Annotated in this window: 21 protein-coding genes, 2 pseudogenes and 1 riboswitch; of the genes and pseudogenes, 9 read left to right on the top strand and 14 right to left on the bottom strand. The window is 59.1% G+C overall.

The window, feature by feature from the left end:
• Positions 1–103: 103 nt before the first annotated feature.
• From BN1125_RS16245 to BN1125_RS16240, 3 genes and pseudogenes are all read left to right on the top strand, one after another.
• Positions 104–434 (top strand): annotated as a pseudogene (locus tag BN1125_RS16245) (DUF6444 domain-containing protein); the annotation flags it as partial.
• Between the two features lie 100 nt (positions 435–534).
• A pseudogene (locus BN1125_RS19295) lies at positions 535–675 on the top strand (hypothetical protein); the annotation flags it as partial.
• Positions 676–867: 192 nt separating this feature from the next.
• A complete protein-coding gene (locus BN1125_RS16240; RefSeq protein ID WP_042013516.1) occupies positions 868–1,491 on the top strand; it encodes an outer membrane beta-barrel protein in 624 nt (207 codons plus the stop codon).
• Between the two features lie 377 nt (positions 1,492–1,868).
• On the opposite strand, the gene BN1125_RS16235 is transcribed toward BN1125_RS16240, so the two are convergent.
• The 3 genes from BN1125_RS16235 to BN1125_RS19605 form a co-directional block, all read right to left on the bottom strand.
• Entirely contained in the window at positions 1,869–4,526 is a 2,658-nt protein-coding gene (locus BN1125_RS16235) for a glycosyl hydrolase family 18 protein (RefSeq protein WP_042013515.1), read from the bottom strand.
• 100 nt (positions 4,527–4,626) lie between these two features.
• Positions 4,627–4,711, bottom strand: a riboswitch (cyclic di-GMP riboswitch).
• A gap of 365 nt (positions 4,712–5,076) precedes the next feature.
• A complete protein-coding gene (locus tag BN1125_RS16230; protein ID WP_244268514.1) occupies positions 5,077–5,730 on the bottom strand; it encodes a GGDEF domain-containing protein in 654 nt (217 codons plus the stop codon).
• A 4-nt stretch (positions 5,731–5,734) separates the two neighbouring features.
• Complete coding sequence (locus BN1125_RS19605) at positions 5,735–6,010, bottom strand: hypothetical protein (protein ID WP_244268513.1); 276 nt, start codon at positions 6,008–6,010, stop codon at positions 5,735–5,737.
• Between the two features lie 446 nt (positions 6,011–6,456).
• Between BN1125_RS19605 and amt the strand changes: the two genes are divergently transcribed.
• Positions 6,457–7,884 carry an ammonium transporter gene (gene amt, locus BN1125_RS16225; protein WP_042013514.1) on the top strand — a complete coding sequence of 476 codons (1,428 nt, stop codon included), beginning with the start codon at positions 6,457–6,459 and terminating at the stop codon, positions 7,882–7,884.
• 83 nt (positions 7,885–7,967) lie between these two features.
• On the opposite strand, the gene BN1125_RS16220 is transcribed toward amt, so the two are convergent.
• The 10 genes from BN1125_RS16220 to BN1125_RS16175 form a co-directional block, all read right to left on the bottom strand.
• The gene (locus BN1125_RS16220) at positions 7,968–8,435 is read right to left on the bottom strand and encodes an outer membrane lipoprotein (RefSeq protein ID WP_042013512.1); all 468 of its coding nucleotides are present in this window, start codon (positions 8,433–8,435) and stop codon (positions 7,968–7,970) included.
• 136 nt (positions 8,436–8,571) lie between these two features.
• A complete protein-coding gene (locus tag BN1125_RS16215) occupies positions 8,572–9,030 on the bottom strand; it encodes a GNAT family N-acetyltransferase (protein ID WP_042013511.1) in 459 nt (152 codons plus the stop codon).
• A gap of 14 nt (positions 9,031–9,044) precedes the next feature.
• Positions 9,045–9,431: a DUF6559 family protein gene (locus BN1125_RS16210; RefSeq protein ID WP_042013510.1), complete on the bottom strand. Its 387-nt coding sequence runs from the start codon at positions 9,429–9,431 to the stop codon at positions 9,045–9,047.
• A gap of 86 nt (positions 9,432–9,517) precedes the next feature.
• Complete coding sequence (locus BN1125_RS16205) at positions 9,518–9,922, bottom strand: nitrous oxide-stimulated promoter family protein (RefSeq protein ID WP_042013524.1); 405 nt, start codon at positions 9,920–9,922, stop codon at positions 9,518–9,520.
• An 88-nt stretch (positions 9,923–10,010) separates the two neighbouring features.
• A complete protein-coding gene (locus tag BN1125_RS16200) occupies positions 10,011–11,813 on the bottom strand; it encodes an aminopeptidase P family protein (protein WP_042013509.1) in 1,803 nt (600 codons plus the stop codon).
• Positions 11,814–11,846: 33 nt separating this feature from the next.
• Complete coding sequence (locus BN1125_RS16195; RefSeq protein WP_042013507.1) at positions 11,847–12,512, bottom strand: GntR family transcriptional regulator; 666 nt, start codon at positions 12,510–12,512, stop codon at positions 11,847–11,849.
• 194 nt (positions 12,513–12,706) lie between these two features.
• Positions 12,707–14,332 carry a phosphoenolpyruvate carboxykinase (ATP) gene (pckA, locus tag BN1125_RS16190; protein WP_042013506.1) on the bottom strand — a complete coding sequence of 542 codons (1,626 nt, stop codon included), beginning with the start codon at positions 14,330–14,332 and terminating at the stop codon, positions 12,707–12,709.
• 149 nt (positions 14,333–14,481) lie between these two features.
• Entirely contained in the window at positions 14,482–15,366 is an 885-nt protein-coding gene (hslO, locus tag BN1125_RS16185; protein WP_042013504.1) for an Hsp33 family molecular chaperone HslO, read from the bottom strand.
• Positions 15,367–15,443: 77 nt separating this feature from the next.
• A complete protein-coding gene (gene hslR, locus BN1125_RS16180) occupies positions 15,444–15,842 on the bottom strand; it encodes a ribosome-associated heat shock protein Hsp15 (RefSeq protein WP_042013503.1) in 399 nt (132 codons plus the stop codon).
• 256 nt (positions 15,843–16,098) lie between these two features.
• A complete protein-coding gene (locus tag BN1125_RS16175; protein WP_042013523.1) occupies positions 16,099–16,479 on the bottom strand; it encodes a hypothetical protein in 381 nt (126 codons plus the stop codon).
• Positions 16,480–16,664: 185 nt separating this feature from the next.
• Between BN1125_RS16175 and BN1125_RS16170 the strand changes: the two genes are divergently transcribed.
• Both BN1125_RS16170 and ydiK read left to right on the top strand, forming a co-directional pair.
• Positions 16,665–18,053 carry a bifunctional NUDIX hydrolase/phosphatase PAP2 family protein gene (locus BN1125_RS16170; RefSeq protein ID WP_042013502.1) on the top strand — a complete coding sequence of 463 codons (1,389 nt, stop codon included), beginning with the start codon at positions 16,665–16,667 and terminating at the stop codon, positions 18,051–18,053.
• Positions 18,050–19,141 (top strand): AI-2E family transporter YdiK, encoded by a 1,092-nt coding sequence (ydiK, locus tag BN1125_RS16165; protein ID WP_042013501.1) that lies wholly within the window; start codon positions 18,050–18,052, stop codon positions 19,139–19,141. The genes BN1125_RS16170 and ydiK overlap by 4 nt, the downstream gene beginning before the upstream one ends.
• 103 nt (positions 19,142–19,244) lie before the next feature.
• Here the strand turns inward: ydiK and mutS are convergent, their stop codons facing one another.
• Complete coding sequence (gene mutS / locus BN1125_RS16160) at positions 19,245–21,827, bottom strand: DNA mismatch repair protein MutS (protein ID WP_042013500.1); 2,583 nt, start codon at positions 21,825–21,827, stop codon at positions 19,245–19,247.
• A gap of 250 nt (positions 21,828–22,077) precedes the next feature.
• On the opposite strand from mutS, the gene pncC reads away from it, so the two are divergent.
• The 3 genes from pncC (at position 22,078) to BN1125_RS16145 (ending at position 24,261) form a co-directional block, all read left to right on the top strand.
• Positions 22,078–22,569 carry a nicotinamide-nucleotide amidase gene (pncC, locus tag BN1125_RS16155; protein ID WP_042013498.1) on the top strand — a complete coding sequence of 164 codons (492 nt, stop codon included), beginning with the start codon at positions 22,078–22,080 and terminating at the stop codon, positions 22,567–22,569.
• Positions 22,570–22,651: 82 nt separating this feature from the next.
• Positions 22,652–23,716, top strand: a complete 1,065-nt coding sequence (recA, locus tag BN1125_RS16150; RefSeq protein ID WP_042013496.1) for a recombinase RecA — start codon at positions 22,652–22,654, stop codon at positions 23,714–23,716.
• Positions 23,717–23,760: 44 nt separating this feature from the next.
• Positions 23,761–24,261: a regulatory protein RecX gene (locus BN1125_RS16145; protein ID WP_042013521.1), complete on the top strand. Its 501-nt coding sequence runs from the start codon at positions 23,761–23,763 to the stop codon at positions 24,259–24,261.
• Positions 24,262–24,290: the final 29 nt, after the last annotated feature.

The following is a 24,290-nucleotide window of genomic DNA, read 5'->3' as shown; positions in this document are numbered from 1 at the left end:
CCAACACCTCGGCCGCAGGGTAACCGTTCACCGAGAGCGGATTGACATGAAAAATGGGGTGATCGTCTCTTGCTCCCCATCTGCCTGTTGCATCATCGCTGGCATGACCAAAAAGCACACGACACCGGCGGTTAACTCTCTGACCCTCGACCAGGCCCACGAGCTCATACATAAGCTGCTGGACCGTATAACCGAGTTGGAGGACCGCTTCAACCAGCACAGCGGCAACTCTTCCAAGCCCCCTTCAGTGACGGGCCTGGAAGTGCTCCGCCAGCTCGGCAGCGTCCGGCTTCCGGTAAAAACGTGGCGCTCAGCCTGGCCATAAAGGCCAGCGGTGGGAACGCCATCCACCCGATGCCCGCCTGTCCGTAGTCTCTTACTATCCGCCTGCGGATTGCCCCTGCTGTGGTGGTAAGGTGTTGGCCCATGACGAAAAATCTGGGACACCCCCCTTTTTGTTTTTGGAGGCTTGCTCCGTAAGGTGGGGGCACGGTTTTTTTGCCAAAGTCAAAATGAAAGATCTGACCTCCCATCATGACACAGATGTCGGCCGAGTCGCGCACCCAGCCGGGTGGCTATGCCGAGGGAGATGCAGAGGAGCTGGAGCAGTTCGCCATCCATGACGACCGCCTGTCTGGCGATGCCGCAGCCTTGGCGGGACGTGGCAGAGGTTAACCGTCGATGAATGGTGGGGGGGCATGGCAAGGTGACTGGGCTATTGCTTTGCAGTGCCATCGCCGAGTGTGATCACTGCTATGAAAGTGAACAGGTACCGCCGCGATTTAGGATGGGCGCAGAATGCATCTGGTATGCTTTCTGCTACTTTCTGCTAAATAAACAGGGATTAACAGGGCGCAGGGGGCGATGATGAAGAGAGGTGGGATTGCGATAATGGGACTGTTACTACCACTCGGGCAGGCTTGGAGTGGCGAGGCAACAACCACATCCGGTTGGCAGGTGACGCCATTTTTCGGCTACAGCTCATCCATCGATTTCGAGAAGAGCGACGAGGAGGAGCAACCGGTGCCGCGCTCGGCTTCGTTCGATTCACTGCAGGGGCAGCGCTCCGGCAGCTGGGGCCTCTTTCTCAGCAAGGAGGTGGATGATCCGGGCATGATTGAGCTGCTCTACAGCCATCAGTCCACCACCTTCTCCCCTGACCAGCCGGATCGCCTGACGGTCGATATCCTGCATTTTGCCGGTGCGCTGACTCTCTCTGACAACCTGATGGCCCCCTATATCGGCGCCGGTATCGGCGCGACCCGCTTTGCCGCCTACGACAGTGAGGTGACCCCTTCCATGTCGCTGGCGCTCGGGGTGCAACCGCGCCTCGCCGATCATCTGGCGCTACGGGCCGAGGTGCGTGGTTATGGTTCGCTGGTCAACGACAACAACCAGTTTCTCTGCAACCCGGAACAGTGCATGTTCAAGGTTCGGGGCGAGCTGGTGACCCAGTGGCAAGCCAATATAGGACTCACCTTCCGCTATTAGGCTGCGGGGATGTTACTGGTGAAACAGGGGGGAGGCGGATGCAGTGGGAGGGGGGTCAAGGGATGCCTCAAATTGTGGATCCCGAGCCTAGGAGTGATGCTTCCGTACCCGGATCGGTTTGACGGTAGGGCTCGCGGTAAGAGCCGGATCTGTTCGTTGCGCACGTCCGGATCTGTGCAGGGGGGGCGGTGATCGCTATTCCTACCGCGACCGACTGTCATTACGAGTATTTTTTCGCATCATCAATATGGCAGATGTAAAAAATCCCCACGCAATGGATGGGGATTTCGATATAAGAGGCAGCTTTTAGCGCCATGATGCACTCGTTTGCAACGCGTTTCGAATGGGGCGATGTCATCACCCCATCGAAGACCTCATTAATCGCAAGTGCTTTCGCCGATATCTTGCCAAACATCGCTGCCGACCTTAGGTTCGGCACCTTGGGTCCACCAGCGTGCTTTCCAGCGACGATCTTTGTGATTGACTTCTGAGCCACCGGTGTAGACGGCCAGAGCAGACCACGGCATTTCCACTTGGCTATGTTGCTGCCATACGTCGACACCGACGCCCGGAGCCACATTTTGAGTCCACCACTTGGCTTTCCATACCAGGCTGTTGTGGCTCACCGTGTCGCCAGAGTTGTAAACGGTGCCTTGTTGATAGGCAGGCCACTTACCCGCTTCTGGATCAGTGGTTTCGCAGTCCCCGATATCTTGGATAGGCGTCACGAGCAGAGTGGTTTCTGCAGTTACATCGAATGAACCATCTGAAACCATCACCGAGATCTGGTATCGCGTATCTTCCGTCACATTCGGTCCAGTGACCACCAAGGTGCTGGTATCTTGGCCAGTGGCGTTGAGTTCTGCCGGGACAGTCCAGTGATAAGTGAGTGCATCACCATCAGGATCGGATGCCGTCGCTTCGATACTCACTTTTTCCCCAGCTTTGATGGTAAATGAAGATGGTACCGTCACAACCGGGGGCTGATTACCAGCGGGTGCCTTATTGAGCACCTTGGCGGTATCTTTCGCTGACAGACCTTGATCGTCGGTGACTGTCAGTTCGAACAACAGATCGGTATCTGTCTCAACACCATCGATCATCGCGGTTGCTTTGGCTTGATCTGCATTCATCAAGTTGGCGGGTGGCCCTGAGAGTTGTTTCCAGCGATAGGTCAGCGCACTGTTTTCGGGATCGTAGGAAGCAGAACCATCGAGAGTCGTTTCGGCTGGCCCTGTCACCGTGAGATCTTTCCCTGCATTGGCAACGGGTGGCTTATTAACCGGAGGAGGAGTGATACCATCCTCGCCGTGGCCCAAACCTTCATGCATGGCATTGAGGTTATCACCATTATCGCCATCCAACTCCCAGGAGAAAAGACCGCCGAGGCCATGGTCGAGCACATATTTGCCTTTGGCTTTAATAGAACGATCGTTGTCATAAGTGACCAGGTCACCCTTCTCACGGTTCCATACATAAGCCGCTTCAGCGATATCATCGTAGCCGGTTTCATAACCGTTCTTGTCGGAGTAGAGCGCAGCAATAGCCTTGTAATCAACAATGCCTGGCTCCCAGTGGCCAAATCCACCCATTCCTCTAAACGGGCCAGTCGCCGTTCCGGTAAACGGATTATCGCCTTGGTAACCACTCACCCCCGTCCAGCCCCGGCCATAGCTGGCTACGCCGACGTTGATTTTATCCGCAGGCATCCCACTCTGAAGCAAGGTTTTGACCGCAATATCAGTATTAAATGCGTTTGGTTTGTTTTGTGGTGCGTAGAGAGAGGTGTTGTAGCCCAGCTCGCTATTACTCCATGCTCCGTAGTAGTCGTAACTCATCAGGAACAGGTGATCCATGTATCTTGCTGCATCATCCCATTTAATGCGTGAAAGCTTCTCTTCATTGGCAATATACGCGGATGTCACCTCATAGGATTTACCCGTTTCCGCACTCAGTTCATCCAGCGCATCACGCAACTCCTTCATGAGCGTGACGTACAGTTCCCCTTCCTTGGAGGGATCCCATGTCGGATCATTCGGATTAGGGTTGGGGTTGGGACCACCACCGCCCGGATGTTCCCAGTCGATATCAACACCATCAAATACCTGCCACACTTTTAAGAATTCTTTGACAGAATTGACGAAGACAGCGCGTTTGGCGGGATCATTAAAATGGTGGAAAGGATCGGTAAGAGTCCAACCGCCGACCGAGGGCAGGATTTTCAGGTGTGGATAAGCCTTCTTGAGGCGCATCAGCTGCCCCATGTTACCCTTGATAGGGGCATCATAATTGGGGAAACCACCTTCGTAGTTAGAGTTGACTGCCGCCCAGAGATCATGAAGCACAACGGCGTAGTCCGGTGTTCCTGCGCAGCTTTGCATCAGGGCGGAATAACCAATTGGGTTGTCACGTTTGAGGCTATCATTAATGCCCTCACCCCCACACATTGGGACAAAACCATATAGAATATGCGTGAGGTTAGGTGCTGGAATATCTTTTACAAAAAACTTTCTATCGTAAACAGTCCATTCGACAAAGTAGGTACCGACGACCTTACCACTTTTGTTTTCATAAGGTTTATGGTTTCCACCAAACTCAACATGGAGAGGAGTCAGGTGAGAGCCTTTATTGTCGCCAATGACCAAATCCTTTGGGTCACTTTTGCTACAGCCGTCGTTGTTGCACAACTCAACGGTCATCTTGGGCAAACCGCCTTCAGTCACAACAACATCAGCTTGTCCAGGATTCCCGCTCGCTTCAAATACGACTTTATCGTCGAAATAAATTTTTGTGGATGTGGCTGGCTCCCCACTCCAGACTTGCCATGAGACTGGAATAGTTATTGAATCGTGCAGCTTAATGGCTTGCGCGTATGAGGTTGCACTCTCATTGCGCTCCAGCAAAGAAAATGAACCATTCATCCAGTTTATGGATGGCTTGCCAGGCGCAGCCGCCATAGCCGGTGTGGATAACAATGCCGAAACAACTGCCGCCAATGGTGCGATTTTGCAAGCGCTTGCAATAATATATTTCATAAATATCCCTATATCTTCTAGTCATTAACCAAATGAAATAGGACGCAAGAATTTTCCGCTGTGGCCAATAAGCCACAACAAGGCTGCTTTTAAATTAACATTGTGCAACCCCGCTATCTTAGAGATAACTCCTTAGACCGGAAGCTTTGCGTCACTGGCTTTCACCAGTTTTGCCCTAAAACATTCACTAAAGTATACAAATAGTTTTTTGCTACAATACCGAAAGGAACCTGAACTAGACCTTGATAAGTTATTGGCAATCATTAATCAGGGGGGGGGGTTAGCTAGAAAAATAAGAAGTTCATCACCCCCAGGGCGGGAGCACACTTTGTTAAATCAAGTAACAAGCCCGATTTTTGCTCATTAAGTACACAACCCAAGAATAAATGGGGCGCTGTTCCCGTGACGTGTTCCCCTCATTATATGAGTCTCAAAAAATGAGGGGATCAGTAAGGTTTATTCGCATTTACCTCGAGCATGCTGCTATCGTGCTTTTAAAGTGACGGTATCAGTAATCATGTTGCGCCTTTGCCGATAATCCCCCCGCACGTCATCCCTCCCCGTGGTTGGCAGGGGGAGCCCACATATAGCGGTTTCTGCCTGCCGCCTTGGCGCCATAAAGCGCCTGATCCACCCGCTTGAACAGCGAGGCGGCTGGCTCCTCGGGCTCGCGGATCCCCACTCCTAGGCTCACTGTCAGGGGGTGAGCAGAATCTGAGACTATGGTGCGGGTCGCCGCCAGCAGGGTGCAGGCCAGTTGCTGCAAGTAGGCTTCGCTGGTGACGGGCAGCAGCAGGGCAAACTCTTCTCCCCCCACGCGGGCCGCCAGCGCTCCCGGTGGGCAGTGCTGTTGCAACAGCTCACCAAACTGCTTTAGCACCCGATCCCCGATATCGTGGCCGTAGTTGTCATTGATCCGCTTGAAGTGATCCAGATCCAGCAGGATGAGGGCGTGGCAACCACCCTGCGCCAGGAACAGCTGCTGATGAAAGTAACGCCGGTTTGGCAGCTTGGTCAGATCGTCGAACAGGGCCTGCTCTCTGAGCCGGGTATTGATGTGAAAGAGGTGATGCATGGTGCTCAGGATGCTGATGCTGCTGAGTAGGATGCCGCTGGTTCGCAGCAGATCCTCGGCATAAATGGCGAGCCAGAGCGGCTGTGCTACCAGTTCATCCATGATGTCGGCGGTGGCCCCATGATCCACAACATCAGGCCACAGGAGAGCATGCGGTAGGTGTGGGTGGGCAGATGGGCAGATGGGCACACTGCACCACCCAGAACAGGAACAGCATGATGATCCAGTTGAGAACCTCGAAGCCTAAGCTGATGGCGTGAACGCGCTCGTAAGGGAAGTGGGGCAGCAGCAACAGATGAAGGGCCATGATGGCCAGCATCAATCCCCCCAGCAGCAGGATGTGGGCACGATGCTCCCGATCGAGCTGATGGTAGTGAGAGAGGCTGATATCGAGGCGTTCAAGTTGCATGGAGTTCCTCGTAAGGGCGCTGCTATGGCCTGACAGTGTAAACGAGCTGACCTGCACAGCGCGATAACGAGGGCTTCAGCTTGTGGATTGGCTCCGGGTTTGTGCACTTGTGGTGCGCCAGTTATCGCTTGCCCTGTGACAGGGCGGTTGCGGGGCGGTTAGCGCAGACTGTGCGCCATTTTGGTGCGAAAACGAGAGGTAAGATGTTTAATTAATTGATTTTAAATAGTTTAATCTTTTGGCCCGCTTTATGCTTTTTACATGTCAGACGGTCTCTTGCTGTCATCGGCGGCAGATGCTGTGATGAGGCAGTGGCAAGAGAGCTCCCCGTGTCAGGCACGGGGGTGATTCTGGCGGGTTGCAGCAACACCTTGCGGCTCGCCACAGATTCAATCAGGGAAACGGAGCCGGTCTTGTACCGGTACGACAGGGAAGGAGAGTGCTCTATGGTCAAAAAATGGATGATGGCAGGTCTGACGATGTTGCCAGCCTTGCTGGTTACCCCAAGTTGGGCCGAAGAGGTCGCTCAGGTAGAGGCGGCGGTGGCACCGGTTGCCGCCATGACAATCAACAAGGGCGACAACACCTGGATGCTGCTCTCGGCGGCGCTGGTGATCCTGATGTCGATCCCCGGCCTGGCCCTCTTCTACGGTGGCCTGGTGCGGGCCAAAAACATGCTGAGCGTGTTGATGCAGGTCTTTACCCTGTTCTGCCTCATCTGCGTGCTCTGGGTGATCTACGGCTATTCGCTGGCCTTTACCGAGGGGGGTAATTTCTACGGCTCCTTCAGCAAGGTGTTGCTCAAGGGAGTGACTCCTGACTCCATCGCCGCCACGTTCAGCAAGGGGGTAGGCATCAGCGAATTCATCTACGTGGTGTTCCAGGGGGCCTTTGCCGCCATCACCTGCGGTCTGATCGTCGGTGCCTTTGCCGAACGCATCAAGTTCGCCGCCGTGCTGCTCTTCTCGGTCATCTGGTTCACCTTTGCCTACATCCCGCTGGCCCACATGGTGTGGTATTGGGCGGGTCCGGATGCCTACACCAGCGCCGAAGCCGCCGCCACGGCGACTGCGACGGCCGGTTATCTGTTCCAGCATGGTGCACTGGACTTTGCTGGCGGCACAGTAGTGCACATCAATGCCGCGGTGGCGGGTCTGGTGGGGGCTTATCTGGTGGGCAAGCGTCTGGGCTATGGTCGTGACCCCATGACCCCCCACAGCCTGACCATGACCATGATCGGCGCCTCTCTGCTTTGGTTTGGCTGGTTCGGCTTCAACGCCGGCTCTGCGCTGGAAGCCAACGGGGTGGCTGCGCTCGCCTTTATCAACACCTGGGTGGCGCCGGCTGCGGCAGCGCTCTCCTGGACCTTGGCCGAGTGGGTGATGAAGGGGCGTCCCTCCCTGCTGGGTGCGGCTTCCGGTGCTGTGTCCGGTCTGGTGATGATCACTCCGGCGGCCGGGTTTGTCGGTGTAGGTGGCGCGCTGGTGATGGGTCTTGTCAGTGGCGTGGCGGGTCTGTGGGGGGTTCACGGTCTCAAGCGTCTGCTGGGGGTCGATGACAGCCTGGATGTATTCGGCCTGCACGGGGTGTGCGGCATTCTCGGCGCCCTGTTGACCGGCGTCTTTGCCAGCCCGGATCTGGGCGGTACCGGGGTGTGGGACTATGTTACCAATCAGGTAGCTGATGGCTACTCCATCCTGACTCAGGTGAAGATCCAGGCGATCGGGGTCGGTATCACTCTCCTCTGGTCAGGTGCCGTGGCGGCAGTTGCCTTCAAGGCGGTCGACATGCTGATCGGGCTGAGGGTCAATGGCGATGCCGAGCGGGAAGGGTTGGATGTCACCTCCCACGGCGAGAAGGCTTACAGCATGTGACCCCGAACGCCAGACAACAAAAAAACCGCCGGAATCGGCGGTTTTTTTATGACACTAAAGCTGCAAAGCCTGAGTTCACACGCTTAGTTCACGACGGCCACGTTGATGCTGCCATTGCCCTGGGTCATGCGCACGCGGGCCCCCGGCACGAAGGAGGGGCTGGCTTTCTGCACCACCACGATGGCTTCGCCATTCTCTTTCTTGATCTCCAGCTCGACCCCGTCGACCTGGTTGAGCTTGTCGCCCGCCGCCTTGCCAGCTGCCGCGCCGGCAATGGCGCCGCCGGCAGTGGCGAGATTACGGCCGGTGCCGCCGCCTATGGTGCTACCCAGCAGGCCGCCGACCACGGCACCGCCAACCGTGCCGAGCAGGGAGTTCTCATCGGCCTGGATCTTCACCGGGCGGGTGGAGATGATGGTGCCATAGCTCACGGTCTGTACCTGTTTGGCGCGGTCTTTGGTGTAGACATCGCCAGAGTAGACATCGCTGTTGGCGCAACCGGTGATGGTAGTGGCGGCCAGCAGGGCAATAAGGGTCATACGTTTCAACATGATGGGCCTCCGGGGCTGCATATAATTCGAACAATCTAGATGATGATGTGCACTTTACTCCAAGCTTCCCAGACATTAAATCAGCGAAATGTAACCAATTATGTGACCTATTACGGCGAAATGCCTCTATGGTGGGCTACTCTGTCAGCCGCTTGACCAGTACCATCCGGTGTTCGCCTGCACCGAAATAGTCTTTGACCTCTTCAACCAGTTGATATCCAAGGCGATAGTAGAGGCGTTGAGCAGGATTGACCGGATCGACCGTGAGCTTGAGCTCGCGGATCTGCAGCGCCTGCTGGTTGGCCTCCATCTGGCGCATCATTCGGTCCGCGAGGCCAAAACCGCGCGCCTCGGGCAGTACCGCCAGCGAGAGCACCCAGCCTTGCGACCGTTCCTGACCGAATCCACCCAGCACATAACCGACCAGATGCCCCTCGTACTCGGCCACGAGCAGCAGCTCGGGCCACAGATCCATCGCCTGCCGGAAGAAGAAGGCGGGATAGACATCGTCGCCAAAGACCTTGGTATCGATCTGCCAGATGGCGTGCATGTCGGCATGGGTCGCGGGGCGCAGCCGGGGCTGGTTGTGGTGCATCAGGGCGTCTCTGGTCAATATTGGCGAAAGGTGATGCCTTGGGTCTGTACCTTGTGATCGCTGCCACCGCGCCATTGGGCGGGGCGGGCCAGCTCGCGGACATCCAGAGCTGTATAGGTAATGTCGTGGTGAAACAGGCTCTCGGCGAGCGACTGGCGCAGCGCGAGCAGCCGTGCATCGTCGAGTTGCCAGCCGCTGAACAGCTCGGGTGCGCTTTCGTGGCGATAGAGCGCGAAGTAGTAACCAAGCCAGCGGGTCGGCAGTTTATGGATCCTGGCCTGGGTCAACAACTGTCCTGCGCTGTATTGCTTGCAGGCACCATACTCTTTGGCCAGGATTGCCGACATCGCCAGATAGCGGCGCAGGGCCCGACGCTCGCTAAAACGGGTAAACCAGCTCATATAACTTTTCCACTGTTCAATGCAGACAAGGGTCTACGCCAGGCAAGGGGATCTTAGCGATTGATTTCTGAATCCCGCATGAGCGATCAGGGGGGAAGCGGGCGGTTCTGGGGCCGTTTGGGGGCCTTGCGCCAGCCGTCGAGCAGATGGCGGAGAGTGAGCCAGGGGTGGCGCAGCAACATCCGCGGGCCGCTCCATTTCATCACCTGCTGGATCTGCTTGCGCATAGCGGGAGCGTAGCAGTGGATGTTGCAGTTGGCACAGGTGGGTTTGTGGCCGTGACCGTAACGGCAGCGAGCGAGCCGCTGGTGGGCGAAATCCTGTAACTGGCGACAGTGACGGCAGTGGGGATCCTGATGGTGGTGCTGGCAGTAGAGACGGATCATGGCGTTGACCGTCCTCTTCTCGCGCATGAGTCTGGGGTGGTCATCCGCCTGTTTGTTGACTGTGGCGGGTGAGCCCCCTGCTGGGCTGGCGTGATGATGTTTCATGGCCGCCATTTTCCTGACCAGCCCCGACGGGGTGTTGATACAGGTCAAAAGGGGGGGAGAAAAAACAGGGCCCGCAGGCCCTGTGTCATCAGATGAGGCTGGTTGCCTGCTCCAGCCAGGCGAGATCCTCGCCCTCGAGCAGCGGGCTCAGGCGGCGGAATACCTCGACATGGTATTCGTTGATCCAGCGGAATTCGGCCGGGCTCAGCAGGCTGCGGTCGATCAGGCGGGTATCGAACGGCACATAGGTCAGCCGCTCGAAGCCCAGCATCGGCAGCTCGCCGATCTGCTCCAGTTCGGTGACCACCTCCAGGTTTTCACAGCGGATACCGAAGCCATCTTCCCGGTAGTAGCCCGGCTCGTTGGAGAGCACCATGCCCGGCTGCAACGCCACCATGTTCCCTTTCGGCGCGATGCGCTGGGGTCCTTCGTGGACACTCAGGAAGTGGCCGACGCCGTGGCCGGTGCCGTGGTCGTAGTTGTAACCGGCCTGCCACAGCGGCATCCGGGCCAGCACGTCGAGCTGGATACCGGCGGTGCCACGGGGGAAGCGGGCCTGATCCAGCGCGATATGACCCTGCAGCACCCGGGTAAACATTGCCTTCTGCTCGTCGGTCACCTCACCCACCTTAATGGTACGGGTGATGTCGGTGGTACCGTCCAGATACTGGGCGCCGGAGTCCAGCAGATAGAGGCTGTCCTGACCGAAGGGGCGCGGGGTGCCGTTGGTGTGGCGGTAGTGGCACATGGCGGCGTTGGGGCCGAGCGCCGAGATAGTGTCGAAGCTCGGCTCGACGTAGTGCTCCTGCTCGCGGCGGAACGCTTCCACCTGATCGGCCAGGGTGCCTTCATCCACCCCCTCGAACTCGCCGGAGGCGACCAGCCGATCCAGCCAGGCGAGGAAGCGGGTCATGGCCACGCCATCGCGCAGATGGGCGGCGCGCATACCGGTCAGCTCGACCTGGTTCTTGCACGCCTTCGGCAGCATGGTCGGGTCTTGCCCTGCTACCAGAATGGCTCCCGCCTCCTCCATGATGAGCTGGGTCCAAGCATTGGCTGTGTCCGGATCGGCCAGTACCTTCTGCTGATCTTCACCGATGCGCAGCAGCACATCTTCCAGCTTGTCGACCGGATAGACGGAGACATCCTGACCCACATGTTGACTGAAGGCGAAGCAGTCGATCTTGTCGGTATCGACGAAGAAATCCATGGTGGTGTTGGCGTAGAGCACCGCAAAGCCGAGCACCACCGGCAGCCGGTCGATGTCGCGGCCACGCAGGTTAAGCAGCCAGTTGATGGGCTCGGCCTGGGTCAGCAGCACCGCATCCAGCCCGCGCTTGCGCAGGTCGCTGGCCAGCATTTCACGTTTGGCCTGGCTGGACTGGCCAGCCAGCTCCTCGCTGTAGAGGGTGACCGGTGCCTTTGGCGGCTCGGGGCGATCGCTCCAGAGCAGGTCGATGGGGTTTTGTTCCATCCGCACCAGCTCGATACCACGCTCCGCCAGCAGCGCTTGGGCATTCTTGTACCAGGTCAGACTGTGCAGACGGGCATCGAAGCCAACCCGGGCACCTGGCGGCAGTTGCTCGGCTAGCCACTGTACGTGGGGATCTTCATTGAGGTGGAGGAATTCAAACAGCTCGGCGGAGGTCTGCATCCGCGCCTGCACCGTATAGCGACCATCGACAAAGAGGGCTGCTCGCTGGGCCATGATGATGGCGACCCCGGCAGAGCCGTTGAACCCGGTGATCCAGTCAAGCCGTTCGGCATAGGCGGGGATGTACTCGCCGAGGTGCTCATCATCGTGGGGGACGATAAAGGCGTCCAGCTCCTGCATGGCCAGCTCGGCCCTGACTTGGGCGACGCGGGTTTCAATTATCTCGAAATTATTCATGTCGTTAGTGCCAGATGGTTGCTATATGAGTGTTCAGTTTTGATGGCCGCTGGCCAAGATCTGTTTGATCGACTGCCCTGCCGCCTCGATATGCTGTTTGAGCAGCACCACCGCCTCGTGCTTGCGCCGGGCGCGGCACAACGCCAGCAGTTGGGCGTGTTCACGCTCGGCCTTGTCTACGCCGCCCTGGGCAAAGAGCAACTCGAAGCGGACATAGCGGTCACAGCTCAGATTGATCTGGGCGATGAGATCCAGTGCCTGGGGGCGACCGGCTGCCTGATAGAGGGTGGCGTGAAAGCTGTGATTCAACTCGGCCCACTCCTCGATCTGGGTGCCTGACTCCAGGGCGTGATCAAATTGGGCGAGAATGGCCTCCGCTTGTGCGAAGGTGGCTTCCGTCATCATGTCGACGGCGTGAAACAGGGTATCGGCTTCCAGCAAGGCTCGCAAATAAAAGAGCTCGTCGATGGCCGAGGCGTCCAGCATGGTGACGACAGCGCCGCGATGGGCCTCGAATTTTACCAGTCCCTGGGCCTCCAGCTGCATCAGTGCTTCCCGCACCGGAATGCGGCTCACGGCCAGTTCCCGGGCGATGGCATCCTGACGCAAGGGGGCGCCGGCGGGGAACTCCCCACGGAGGATCCGGCCACGGAGGTTTTCCATCACCATCTGGGTTCGGGTCTGGTAGGGTGGGGTCATGGTCGGGTCACGATTGGGCGTTACAGAATTGTATATTGTATAAAGTTTGGCTGAATCTAACCTGTCACAATAGACAAAGGCAAGGTTTTGGCCCCTTTAACGGGACTGATGGCTGCGTTCGGGGTTGTCATAAAAACAAAAATGCCGGTCAGCGTAGCTGACCGGCATGATGTCACTGATACGAAGCGAGCTTGTTACAGCAGCGGGCCTGCCGCAACCAGACGTTTGCCTTCATCGTTATCGGTGAAGCGCTCGAAGTTCTTGATGAAACGGCCTGCCAGATCGACGGCCTTGGCATCCCACTCGGCCTTGTCGGCGTAAGTGTCGCGCGGGTCGAGGATCGCCGGGTTCACATCGTGCAGCGCGGTCGGGATCTCCAGATTGAAGATTGGCAGCACCTTGGTCTCGGCCTTCTCGATGGAGCCATCCAGGATGGCGTCGATGATGGCGCGGGTATCCTTGATGGAGATGCGCTTGCCGGTGCCGTTCCAGCCGGTATTGACCAGATAGGCCTCTGCACCTGCCGCTTCCATCCGTTTTACCAGCTCCTGACCGTACTTGGTCGGGTGCAGGGAGAGGAAGGCTGCACCGAAGCAGGAGGAGAAGGTCGGGGTCGGTTCAGTGATGCCACGCTCGGTACCGGCCAGCTTGGCGGTGAAGCCAGACAGGAAGTGGTACTTGGTCTGCTCCTTGGTCAGTTTAGAGACCGGGGGCAGCACGCCGAAGGCGTCGGCAGTCAGGAAGATCACCTTGGTTGCGTGACCCGCCTTGGAGACCGGTTTGACGATGTTGTCGATGTGATAGATGGGGTAGGAGACGCGGGTGTTCTCGGTCTTGGAGCCATCATCGAAGTCGATGGTGCCATCGGCAGCAACGGTCACGTTCTCCAGCAGCGCATCGCGACGGATGGCGTGGTAGATGTCAGGCTCGGCCTCTTCGGAGAGCTTGATGGTCTTGGCGTAGCAGCCCCCTTCGAAGTTGAACACGCCGTGGTCATCCCAGCCATGCTCGTCATCGCCGATCAGCTGACGCTTGGGATCGGTGGAGAGGGTGGTTTTGCCGGTGCCGGAGAGGCCGAAGAAGATGGCGACGTCGCCGTCCTGACCCACGTTGGCGGAGCAGTGCATGGAGGCCATGCCGCGCAGGGGCAGGAAGTAGTTCATCATAGAGAACATGCCCTTCTTCATCTCGCCACCGTACCAGGTGCCACCGATGAGCTGCATCTTCTCGGTCATGTTGAAGGCAACAAAGTTCTCGGAGTTGAGACCCTGCTCCTTCCAGTTCGGGTTGGTGCACTTGGCACCGTTCATCACCACGAAGTCGGGCTTGAAGGTTTTCAGCTCTTCCTCGCTCGGGCGGATGAACATGTTTTTCACGAAGTGTGCCTGCCAGGCCACCTCGGTGATGATGCGCACGGCCAGGCGAGTATCCGGGTTGGCACCGCAGAAACCGTCGACCACAAACAGGCGCTTGCCGGAGAGCTGCTTGGTGACCAGCCCTTTCAGATGTGACCACACTTCAGGGGTAATCGGTTTGTTATCGTTTTTACCCTGGTCAGACCACCACACAGTATCCTGGGTGGTGCCGTCTTTGACGATATATTTATCTTTCGGGGAGCGACCGGTGAAGATACCGGTGTTTACGTTGACGGCGCCCAGCTCGGTCACCACACCGCGCTCGAACCCTTCCAGGTCAGGGTGTGTCTCTTCCGCGAAAAGCTGCTCGTAAGAGGGGTTGCGAACGATTTCTTGGCTGTTTTTGATGCTGTATTGGTCCAGTCCTAATTGTTGGGCCAGGGTGGGTTCTGCCACGATTGTCATTGTATTCTCCTGGGTTCAGAGGTTGGTAGGGTTCTATCTGACGGTCATCCTATCACTTAGGTGGTAGAGTTTAGCGATCGCCATCAAACTTTATAAAATAGGGTATTTTTTTGTTATTAAAGTTAAAGGCGGGTTTTGCCCGCCTTTAATTAGTGTAACTTGTTTGCATCATTGCCGGGAGCCCTGCTGAACAGGGTTTCGACATCGATCCCATTAAATTGGTACTGGGCGCCGCAATAATCACAGTGCATGTCGATCTTGCCGAGCTCCTGCACCATCTCCATCACCTCTTCCTTTTCTATTTGCAGCAGGGCCCCTTCGCAGCGTTCGCGGGAGCAGGTGCAGCGGAAGGAGACCGCTTGCGGATCGAATACCCGCACCTTGTCCTGATGGTAGAGACGGTAGAGGATCTCTTCGGCTTCCAGACCGAACAGCTCTTCATCCTTGATGGTGCTGGTGAGCTGGGTCAGGTGGTCGAAGTCGTTGCTGTGATCCTCGCTCTGAGCGGGCAGCTCCTGCAGCATGATGCCGGCGGCGCGCGGTTCGCCCTCGTGGTAGCCGGTGCGGATCCACAGCTTGGTGGCCAACTGTTCGGACTGGGCGAAGTAGTGCTCCAGGCAGCCTGCCAGGGTATCGGCGTCCAGCGCGATGATGCCCTGATAGCGCTCGCCCTGCTCCGGGGTGATGGTGATGATCAGCTGGCCATTGCCGATCAGGCTCTGCAGCTTGCCATCGCTCGGCAGCTCGCCTTCATAGCGGGCCACGCCGCGCAGCTGCTGGTTGTTATCACCGTTGATCACGGCCAGACGCACCGGGCCATCGCCCTGCAGCTGAACGGTGATGGAACCTTCAAACTTGAGGGTGGCGGTCAGCAGGCTGGTGGCGACCAGCAGCTCGCCCAGCAGTTTTTGCACCTGCACCGGGTAGTTCTGGGCTTCCACCACGTGGCGGTAGGTGTGATCCAGCTGGACCAGCTCGCCACGCACTTCGTACTCTTCAAACAGATAGCGATACAGCAGATCTTGGTTGCTCATCATGTATTCCTGGCTTTTCGGTGAGGTAAATCGGGCGGGCTGGGGTTGATGCCAGCCCGGTATCAAATCGGGGTCGGTCAGTACTGTTTGACCTTGAGCAACTGGCGTCGCTCCTGCTTGTCGGGGCGGCGCTCGGGGCTGGGGGCAAACTGGCTGTTGAAGCGGCGCGCCTCGCTGTTCTCGGCCCGTTTTTTCAGGCTCTCGGCGGTCTCTTCATAGAGCTGCTGGGCCAGCGGGGCCGACTTGCGCTGCTCGCTCAAGGCCAGCACCCGCACTTCGCGTTCGTCCTGCCCCTGCCAGAAGCGGATCAGTGCACCCACTTCCACCTGTTTGCCCGGTTTGCTGCGCTGACCATTGTAGTGCACCTTGCCCCCGTCTATCTGATCCCGCGCAATGGAGCGGGTCTTGTAGAAACGGGCCGCCCACAGCCACTTGTCGAGACGAACCTCGAGGACATTTTCTGCATGATTGGGCATGAACAGGCTCCATAACGGGGAAAAGAGGTGGTCGATTATACCAGAGCACGGGGTCGGGATAGAAACCGGGCAGCCGCCACGCGGGGCGCAAACCATGTCAAGGTGGTGCAACATATGGGCAGTTTGCTGATTCACAAGAGAAAGCTGTTGCTTTATCGGGTATTCATGGGGGCAGGGAAGGTCCTTCATACCGCGCATATAAAGCTGCCGCCCCGGTTGGGGGCGGCAGCGTTCACATCCGTCGACCACGGCTGAGTCAGAAGTGATCGCGAGGTTCCGGTTTCTTGCTGTCGCTCAGCCCCTCGCTATGGGCGATGGCGGTACGGATCAGATCAACCCCGGCACGGATAATCAGCACCCCCATATTGACCAGCTTGACACAGACCCACATGAAGGTGATGAGCAGGATCAGCTTGAGCACGGTCTGGAAGGCTTCCAGGAAGTTCTGCTCCAGCTGGGCGGTCAGGCCGTTGGCGCTGGTCATCAGCCAGGTGTAGACCTCGCGCACGAACGGGATGCGGCTTGGCATCTCCAGTACATCCAGTGCGGCAGGGAGCGCCTGGAAGATGACGATGCTGCCGAACAGGATCAAAATGACACCGATGGCGATGCCGAGGAAAAAGCCGAACTGTCTCATGGAGGGCTCCAGCGTTTGCTGCATGAAATTGAAGATAGCCGCCAATAGTAGGGAGTGCCCTGCCTCATCGCAATCTTGCGTGTGCCTCCACTGCGGCGGAAAGGGCGGCGCTCCCGCCGCCACCATTGCCCAACTATCTGATTTCTGGGAGGCTTGTCGCCATTGTGCATAGGGAAAACCAATTGATGTCGAGAACCCTCTTTTTATTGTTGATGACGCTGGTTGTCGCGGTGCCTGCGCTGGGAGCCGAACCGGCAGCACCGACGGCGGCAGTCTGCGCCATCCGCCATCAGGATCAACTGCTGCTGGTGCAGGATCGCCTCTCCTCCCGCTACAGTCTTAGCGGCGGTTACATAGATGGCGGCGAGCGCCCCGAGCAGGCTGCACTGCGCGAGCTGTATGAAGAGACTGGTCTGCGCGGTGAAATTGTCGCGGATCTTGGCCGTTGGCAGCGGGCGGTTATCTTCGCCTGCCGCACCCTTGACCCTATCGTCGCCCAGCAAGATTCCGGTTTTGTCTCGCAGTTGAAAGCACCGAATTTGGGGGGAGAGATCCTCAATGCCCGCTTGCTCTCCGTGGACAAGTTGCCCCGCGAGCAGCGTCGCTTCCCGGATCAGCTCGACTGGCTGCAAGCCCGGCTTGATCAGGTGCCAGAGAGCGAGGTGCGCTGGCAGGCCAACTTCGTGGCGCAGGGCAATGGGCTGCATCAGGCCGAGATCCCGCTGATGTTGCGTCTGCAGCAGTGGCTGGGGCCCGATGTCTGGTGGCTGTCGATCAGCAATCTGTTTGGTTCAGGCGGCTTTCAGCTTGCCTTGATACCTTTGCTGCTCCCGCTGTTGGGGTGGCCGCGGCTGCGCCAGCTGCTGTTCGCCATGCTCTGGCTCGGCTTGCTGGTGCAGACAAGCAAGGAGGGGCTCGGCTGGCCGCGCCCCTTCCATCTGCAACCACTGGTGGCAACCCAGAGTGCGCAAGGCTTTGGCATACCGAGTGGCCACACCGCCTCGACCCTGCTGTTCTGGGGCGCGCTGCTTGGCTGGTTGTGGCCTGCCCGGCGCGGGCTGGCCTATTCGCTGGCCTTGCTGCTGGCGCTGACCACAGGTCTGGCGCGGGTCTGGCTCGGGGTGCACTTTATCTCCGATGTAGCGGTTGGCCTGCTGATTGGCGCCTTACTGCTGGCCGCACGTCCCTGCTGGCGTGCCGACAGGCATTCGGCGGCTTGGCTGCTGTTGATTGCATCTGCACTGGCGCTCGGGGGACTGACCCAGTCGGCTCATCTGGTTGGAATTGGCCTGATGGCGCTCGGGCTCTGGGTTGGCGGCGTGTTCTCACTGACCCGCGACGGCACTCCCCCCATGCTGACGGGGGCGGTGACGCTGGCCGGTGGCGCCCTGATCGGGGTTGGCTTGTGGGTGCTGCCGCTGCTGACCAGCAGTTCGCTGACCATATTGCTTAGTCAGTTTGTGCTCTTTTTCGGGCTGGGGCTCTGGTTGAGCGCTGGCCTCTGGTGGATACTCTCTTTCTTGAAATGCGACACACGACCCAAGGGCAACGGCTCTGACAAGGGAACACTATGAATGTGAAAAAAGTGGATTTGGCCAAGATAACCCTGGGGGTGCTGTTTATCAGTATCCTGATTATCTCCTGTTTCATGGTGTTGCAGCCGTTCTTGCCGGCGCTGGTGTGGGCCACCATGATCACCATCGCGACCTGGCCGCTGATGCGGATGATGCAGCGCCTGCTGTGGGGCAAGCGTTTGCTGGCAGCCCTCTTTATGACGCTGGTACTGTTGCTGATGTTTGTCATTCCGCTCTTTATGACCCTGGCCAATGTGGCGGAGAAGGCCCCCATGCTGATCGAGCTGGGTACCCATATCAGCCATTCGCCGCCGCCGGAGCTGCTCTGGCTGCAACAGGTCCCGCTGGTGGGCGACAAGCTTTATGACTTCTGGCAGCAGATTCTGGCGAGCGGTGGTCAGGTGCTGTTTGCCAAGCTGGCGCCCTACTTTGGCCAGACGGCCCGCTGGCTGGCCTCTCAGGCCGGTAATCTGGGGCTGCTATTCGTCCACTTCCTGCTGACAGTGGGTATCTGCGGCGTGCTCTATCACTCGGGAGAAGTGGTGGCGACCGGCATTCGCCGCTTTGCCCACCGGCTGGCTGGGGATCGCGGTGACAATGCGACCGTGCTGGCTTCACAGGCGATCCGCGCCGTGGCCATGGGGGTGGTGGTGACGGCGCTGGTGCAATCTTCGGTGGCCGGGGTGGGGCTGTGGATCGCCGGTATCCCTTACACCATGGTGCTGGTTGTGGTGATGTTCCTGCTGATCGTTGCCCAGATCGGCCCCTTCCCGGTGCTGCTGGCCTGTATCGGCTACCTCTACTGGAGCGGCGACACCACCTGGGGCACCTTCCTGCTGGTCTGGTCGCTGATTGCGGGCACCATGGACAACTTCCTGCGCCCCTTCCTGATCAAGCGGGGCGCCGACCTGCCGCTGATCCTCATTCTGGTGGGGGTAATCGGTGGCTTGTTGACCATGGGGATCATCGGCCTCTTTATCGGCCCGGTAGTGTTGGCGGTGGGCTACACCCTGCTGGATGCTTGGATCAAGGAGGGCGATCCCCAGCCTGAGGGGGCCCGGATCGCGGTACCGCCCCGCGTCGATTGACGGTGCTATACAAGCCGATGCAAAGAGCCGCCCGATGGGCGGCTCTCTTGTTGAGGCTGATAGCGTCAGACCGGTGGTTTCATACCTGAGAGGCAGCGGTGGTTCACAGCATCTGCTTGAGGCGATAGAGCAGATCCAGCGCCTGACGGGGGGTGAGCTCGTCCGGGTGCACCGCTTCCAGCTCATCGACTACCGGATGGCTCTGGGGCGCAATGGCCACCGGAGCCGGGCGGCTTTCACCAGCGGCCACCGGAGTGGCGCTTTCCAGCTCGTGCAGTTTGTGGCGGGCCTGCTGGATCACTGATTTCGGTACCCCCGCCAGTGCGGCGACTTGCAGGCCGTAGGAGCGGCTGGCCGCCCCCTCCTGCACCGCGTGCATAAAGGCGATGGTGTCGCCGTGCTCCACCGCATCGAGATGGACGTTGGCAAGCCCACTCATCAGCTCCGGCAAGCGGGTCAGCTCGAAGTAGTGGGTGGCAAACAGGGTGTAGGCGCCAATCTTGCTCGCCAGCTGTTCGGCACAGGCCCACGCCAGCGAGAGACCGTCGTAGGTGCTGGTGCCGCGGCCAATCTCGTCCATCAGCACCAGACTGCGGGCGGTGGCGTTGTTGAGGATATTGGCGGTCTCGGTCATCTCCACCATAAAGGTGGATCGGCCGGAGGCGAGATCATCCGATGCCCCGATGCGGGTAAAGATGCGGTCGATGGGGCCGATGCGGGCGCTGTCGGCCGGGACGAAGGCACCGATATGGGCCAGCAGCACGATCAGCGCGGTCTGGCGCATATAGGTGGATTTACCGCCCATGTTGGGGCCGGTGATGATCAACATCCGACGCTCCCGCTCCAGCCGGATGGGGTTGGCAATGAAGGGGTCGGTCATTACCTGCTCCACCACCGGATGGCGGCCCGCTTCAATGATGATCTGATCCTCATCAATGAGGGTCGGGCAGCGATAGTCGAGGGTCTCGGCCCGCTCGGCCAGATTGGCCAGCACGTCCAGCTCCGCCAGTGCGGCTGCGGAATCCTGCAGATCGCCGAGGTGCGGTAGCAGGGCATCGAGCAGCTCTTCGTAGAGCCGTTTTTCCAGCGCCAGCGCCTGGGACTGGGCGGTGAGTACCTTGTCCTCGTACTTCTTCAGCTCATCGATGATGTAGCGTTCGTTGTTCTTGAGGGTCTGGCGGCGGATGTAGTGGGCCGGCACCAGATGGCTGTTGGCGCGGCTCACCTCGATATAGAAGCCGTGTACTTTGTTGTAACCCACCTTGAGGGTGTTGATGCCGGTCAGCAGCTTCTCCCGCTCCTCGATGCGGGCGAGGCTGGCGGTGGCGCCGTTGGCGAGATCCCGCAGCTCGTCCAGCTCCTGATTGAAGCCGTCACGGATGACGCCACCATCGCGGATCAGCACCGGTGGCACCTCCATCACCGCACGCTCCAGCAGGTCGAGCAGCTCGGGGAAGGTGCTGGCGCGCTCGGCCAGCTGCTGCACCGCTTCGTGCTCGTTATCCGCCAGCAGGCGTTGCAACTCGGGTAACTGGGCGAACGCCTGACGCAGCCGGGTGAGGTCGCGCGGGCGGGCAGAGCGCAGGGCGAGGCGCGCCAGCACCCGCTCCACATCCCCCACCTGACGCAGCAGGTTGCCCAACTCGTCGTAGAGGTTCTGCTCGATGAGCTCCTTGATGGTGCTCTGGCGACCTTTGAGGATCACCCGATCGCGGATCGGCTGGTGGATCCAGCGTTTGAGCAGCCGGCTGCCCATGGGGGTGGCGGTGCGATCCAGCACCTCTGCCAGAGTATTGTCATAGCCACCGGCCAGATTCTGGGTCAGCTCCAGATTGCGGCGGGTGGCGGCATCCATGATGACGGCGTGATCCGGCTGCTCGAGGCGCACGCTGCGGATGTGGGGCAGGGCGGTGCGCTGGGTGTCCTTGACGTACTGCATCAGGCAGCCGGCTGCGCACAGGGCGGTTTCGCTCTGTTCGACCCCAAAGCCCACCAGATCCTGGGTGCCGAACTGCTGGCAGAGCAGCTTGCGGGCAGTGCCCAGCTCAAACTCCCACTCCGGGCGGCGACGCAGGCCGCGGCGACCCTCTATATGGTGCAGGAACTCGAACGATTCGGGATAGAGCAGCTCGGCCGGATTGGTGCGCTGCAGCTCCGCCAGCAGGGTCTCTTCTCTCTCGAACTGGTTGATGAAGAAGCGGCCGGAGCCGATATCCATGGTGCCATAGCCGAAGCGGCGGCCATCGTGATAGACGGCGGCGATCAGGTTGTCCTGTCGCTCGCTGAGCAGCGCCTCGTCGGAGACGGTGCCCGGGGTGATGATGCGAATGACCTTGCGCTCCACCGGCCCCTTGCTGGTGGCGGGATCCCCCACCTGTTCGCAGATAGCGGCGGACTCGCCGAGCTGTACCAGCTTGGCCAGATAGCCTTCGATGGCGTGATAGGGCACCCCGGCCATCGGGATGGGGCTGCCCGCCGACTGGCCGCGCTTGGTCAGGGAGATGTCGAGCAGTTGGGAGGCCTTGCGGGCATCGTCATAGAACAACTCGTAGAAGTCGCCCATCCGGTAGAACAGCAGGATCTCCGGGTTCTCGGCCTTGAGGGTCAGATACTGCTGCATCATGGGCGTATGGGCGCTGAGATTGGCGCCTGGCGTGGCGCCAGTTGCTTGGTGTTGTGCGGTCATGTGCTATTCCAGAAGGGGCCTCTGCGGGCCAGTGTCTGCGGTGATGAGCCTTGAGCTTGATGGCGCCATTCTACACATAAGCGGCGCGCCGGGGGAGCGGGTGTTCAGGGCGCGGTTGCTCTGCACTATTAAAGGCATGACACCGGTGCGGCACCTCACATTGCGGCAGGCAAGGGCGGTCTGCCGTTGTTGCGGGCGGCGGTAGCGGGATCGCATAATGTGCCTCTTGAGCGGATCAGAAGGAGTCGTGATGAAACTGGATGCAGAGATAGAGCACCTTGCCATCGAGCTGGGACGGGCTCTCGGCCAGCGGGGCTGGCTGGCTGCGACTGCCGAATCCTGTACCGGCGGCGGGGTGGCCAGCGCTATCACCGACATCGCGGGCAGCTCCGGCTGGTTCGATCGCGGTTTTGTCACCTACACCAACGAGGCCAAACAGCAGATGTTGGGGGTGAGCGGCGAGAGTCTTGCACAGCATGGCGCGGTGAGCGAAGCCGTGGTGCTGGAGATGGCCCGCGGCGCGCTGACCCACTCGTCGGCCGCCATCAGTGTGGCAATCAGCGGCATTGCCGGCCCCGGCGGCGCCACCGAGGGCAAGCCGGTCGGCACCGTCTGGTTCGCCTGGGCTGACCGCAATGGCCGTCACCACTCCCTGCTCGCCCGCTTCGACGGGGATCGCCGGCAGGTGCGCCAGCAGGCGGTGAGACAGGCCTTGTCGGGTCTGTTGGCCCTGCTCAGATAAATTGGGCTTGATACTGTATGAATAGACAGTATACTTAGCCCAACTTCACTTAAATTACTCACGATTTCCAGCGGAGATTGGCATGGATCAGAACAAACAGAAGGCACTGGCGGCTGCGCTGGGTCAGATTGAAAAGCAGTTCGGCAAAGGTTCCATCATGCGTCTGGGCGACAGCAAGACCATGGATATCGAAGCCATCTCTACCGGTTCCCTCTCGCTGGACGTGGCGCTGGGCATTGGCGGTCTGCCGTGTGGCCGTATCGTCGAGATCTACGGCCCGGAATCGTCCGGTAAAACCACCCTCACCCTGCAGGTGATCGCGGAAGCCCAGAAGAAAGGCAAAACCTGTGCCTTCGTCGATGCGGAACACGCCCTCGACCCCATCTATGCTGCCAAACTGGGCGTCAACGTTGACGACTTGCTGATCTCCCAGCCGGATACCGGCGAACAGGCGCTGGAAATCTGCGACATGCTGGTGCGCTCCAACGCCGTTGACGTCATCATCGTCGACTCCGTGGCGGCCCTGACCCCGAAAGCGGAAATCGAAGGCGAGATGGGTGACTCCCACGTTGGCCTGCAGGCCCGTCTGATGTCTCAGGCGCTGCGCAAGCTGACCGCCAACATCAAGAACGCCAACTGCCTGTGTATCTTCATCAACCAGATTCGGATGAAGATCGGCGTCATGTTCGGTAGCCCGGAGACCACCACAGGTGGTAACGCGCTCAAGTTCTACGCCTCCGTGCGTCTGGATATCCGTCGTATCGGTGCCATCAAGGAAGGCGACGAAGTGGTCGGTAACGAGACCCGCGTCAAAGTGGTCAAGAACAAGGTTGCCCCGCCCTTCAAGCAGGCCGAATTCCAGATCTTCTACGGTGCCGGTATCTCCAAAGAGGGCGAGCTGGTGGATCTCGGCGTCAAGCACAAGCTGATCGACAAGGCCGGTGCCTGGTACAGCTACAACGGCGAGAAGATCGGTCAGGGCAAGGCCAACGTCATGAAGCTGTTCGCCGAGAACAAGGTGATGGCTGGCGAAGTGGAAGTCCGCCTGCGCGAGCTGCTGCTCTCCGGTGCCGTACCTGTCGATGACAAGGCGGCACCGGTTGAGGCAGAAGAGTTCGATGCCGAAAGCGAACAAGAGTTCGAATAAGGAACAAAGGAAGGCCGGGTAGATACCCGGCCTTGTTATTTATGATGGTTGATGAATCCACTACCGAACCCGCACCGCCCAGCTTCAAAGAGCAGCTGGCAGCCGCGCGCGCCTTTGCCATGCGCAGTCTCGCCCGCCGCGAGAGTGCCGAGTCGGAGCTGGCCAACCGGCTGCGCCAGCAGGGGTTCAGCCAGGAGGTGATTGAAGCAGTCGTTGAGTATTGCCGCGGTTACAACTGGGTCAATGACGAGCGATATGGTGCCATGGCGGTGCGGGCCGGTGCCGCCAAGGGGCATGGCCCTATCAAGATCCGCTTCGATCTGCGCCGCAAGGGGCTCGACGATTTGCAGATCGATGCCGCATTCGATCAACCTGAGTTGGACTGGTTCGAACTGGCGTTTGCCCTGCTAGAACGGCGCGCCCGGGTGGCCGATTTGGCGGATTTCAAGCTGCGGATGAAGTGGCTCAAATATCTGTTGGGACGCGGTTTTAGCCAGGATCAGGCCCGTTACGCCCTCTCTGCCCTGCAGGAGCGGGGGGAGTAGAACGGCAATATGTAGTGGCATAGTGAATT

The sequence above is a fragment of the Aeromonas fluvialis genome (genome assembly GCF_000819885.1).
Lineage (GTDB): Bacteria > Pseudomonadota > Gammaproteobacteria > Enterobacterales > Aeromonadaceae > Aeromonas > Aeromonas fluvialis.
Note: the sequence above shows the minus strand (reverse complement) of the source record. Positions and strands in the feature narration are given on the sequence as shown.

What these genes read in the sequence shown, in the direction of transcription:
- BN1125_RS16240 (WP_042013516.1), top strand. Translation starts at nt 868, where the DNA reads ATGAAGAGAGGTGGGATTGCGATAATGGGACTGTTACTACCACTCGGG.
- BN1125_RS16235 (WP_042013515.1), bottom strand. Translation starts at nt 4,526, where the DNA reads ATGAAATATATTATTGCAAGCGCTTGCAAAATCGCACCATTGGCGGCA.
- BN1125_RS19605 (WP_244268513.1), bottom strand. Translation starts at nt 6,010, where the DNA reads ATGCAACTTGAACGCCTCGATATCAGCCTCTCTCACTACCATCAGCTC.
- amt (WP_042013514.1), top strand. Translation starts at nt 6,457, where the DNA reads ATGGTCAAAAAATGGATGATGGCAGGTCTGACGATGTTGCCAGCCTTG.
- BN1125_RS16220 (WP_042013512.1), bottom strand. Translation starts at nt 8,435, where the DNA reads ATGTTGAAACGTATGACCCTTATTGCCCTGCTGGCCGCCACTACCATC.
- BN1125_RS16215 (WP_042013511.1), bottom strand. Translation starts at nt 9,030, where the DNA reads ATGCACCACAACCAGCCCCGGCTGCGCCCCGCGACCCATGCCGACATG.
- BN1125_RS16210 (WP_042013510.1), bottom strand. Translation starts at nt 9,431, where the DNA reads ATGAGCTGGTTTACCCGTTTTAGCGAGCGTCGGGCCCTGCGCCGCTAT.
- BN1125_RS16205 (WP_042013524.1), bottom strand. Translation starts at nt 9,922, where the DNA reads ATGAAACATCATCACGCCAGCCCAGCAGGGGGCTCACCCGCCACAGTC.
- BN1125_RS16200 (WP_042013509.1), bottom strand. Translation starts at nt 11,813, where the DNA reads ATGAATAATTTCGAGATAATTGAAACCCGCGTCGCCCAAGTCAGGGCC.
- BN1125_RS16195 (WP_042013507.1), bottom strand. Translation starts at nt 12,512, where the DNA reads ATGACCCCACCCTACCAGACCCGAACCCAGATGGTGATGGAAAACCTC.
- pckA (WP_042013506.1), bottom strand. Translation starts at nt 14,332, where the DNA reads ATGACAATCGTGGCAGAACCCACCCTGGCCCAACAATTAGGACTGGAC.
- hslO (WP_042013504.1), bottom strand. Translation starts at nt 15,366, where the DNA reads ATGAGCAACCAAGATCTGCTGTATCGCTATCTGTTTGAAGAGTACGAA.
- hslR (WP_042013503.1), bottom strand. Translation starts at nt 15,842, where the DNA reads ATGCCCAATCATGCAGAAAATGTCCTCGAGGTTCGTCTCGACAAGTGG.
- BN1125_RS16175 (WP_042013523.1), bottom strand. Translation starts at nt 16,479, where the DNA reads ATGAGACAGTTCGGCTTTTTCCTCGGCATCGCCATCGGTGTCATTTTG.
- BN1125_RS16170 (WP_042013502.1), top strand. Translation starts at nt 16,665, where the DNA reads ATGTCGAGAACCCTCTTTTTATTGTTGATGACGCTGGTTGTCGCGGTG.
- ydiK (WP_042013501.1), top strand. Translation starts at nt 18,050, where the DNA reads ATGAATGTGAAAAAAGTGGATTTGGCCAAGATAACCCTGGGGGTGCTG.
- mutS (WP_042013500.1), bottom strand. Translation starts at nt 21,827, where the DNA reads ATGACCGCACAACACCAAGCAACTGGCGCCACGCCAGGCGCCAATCTC.
- pncC (WP_042013498.1), top strand. Translation starts at nt 22,078, where the DNA reads ATGAAACTGGATGCAGAGATAGAGCACCTTGCCATCGAGCTGGGACGG.
- recA (WP_042013496.1), top strand. Translation starts at nt 22,652, where the DNA reads ATGGATCAGAACAAACAGAAGGCACTGGCGGCTGCGCTGGGTCAGATT.
- BN1125_RS16145 (WP_042013521.1), top strand. Translation starts at nt 23,761, where the DNA reads ATGGTTGATGAATCCACTACCGAACCCGCACCGCCCAGCTTCAAAGAG.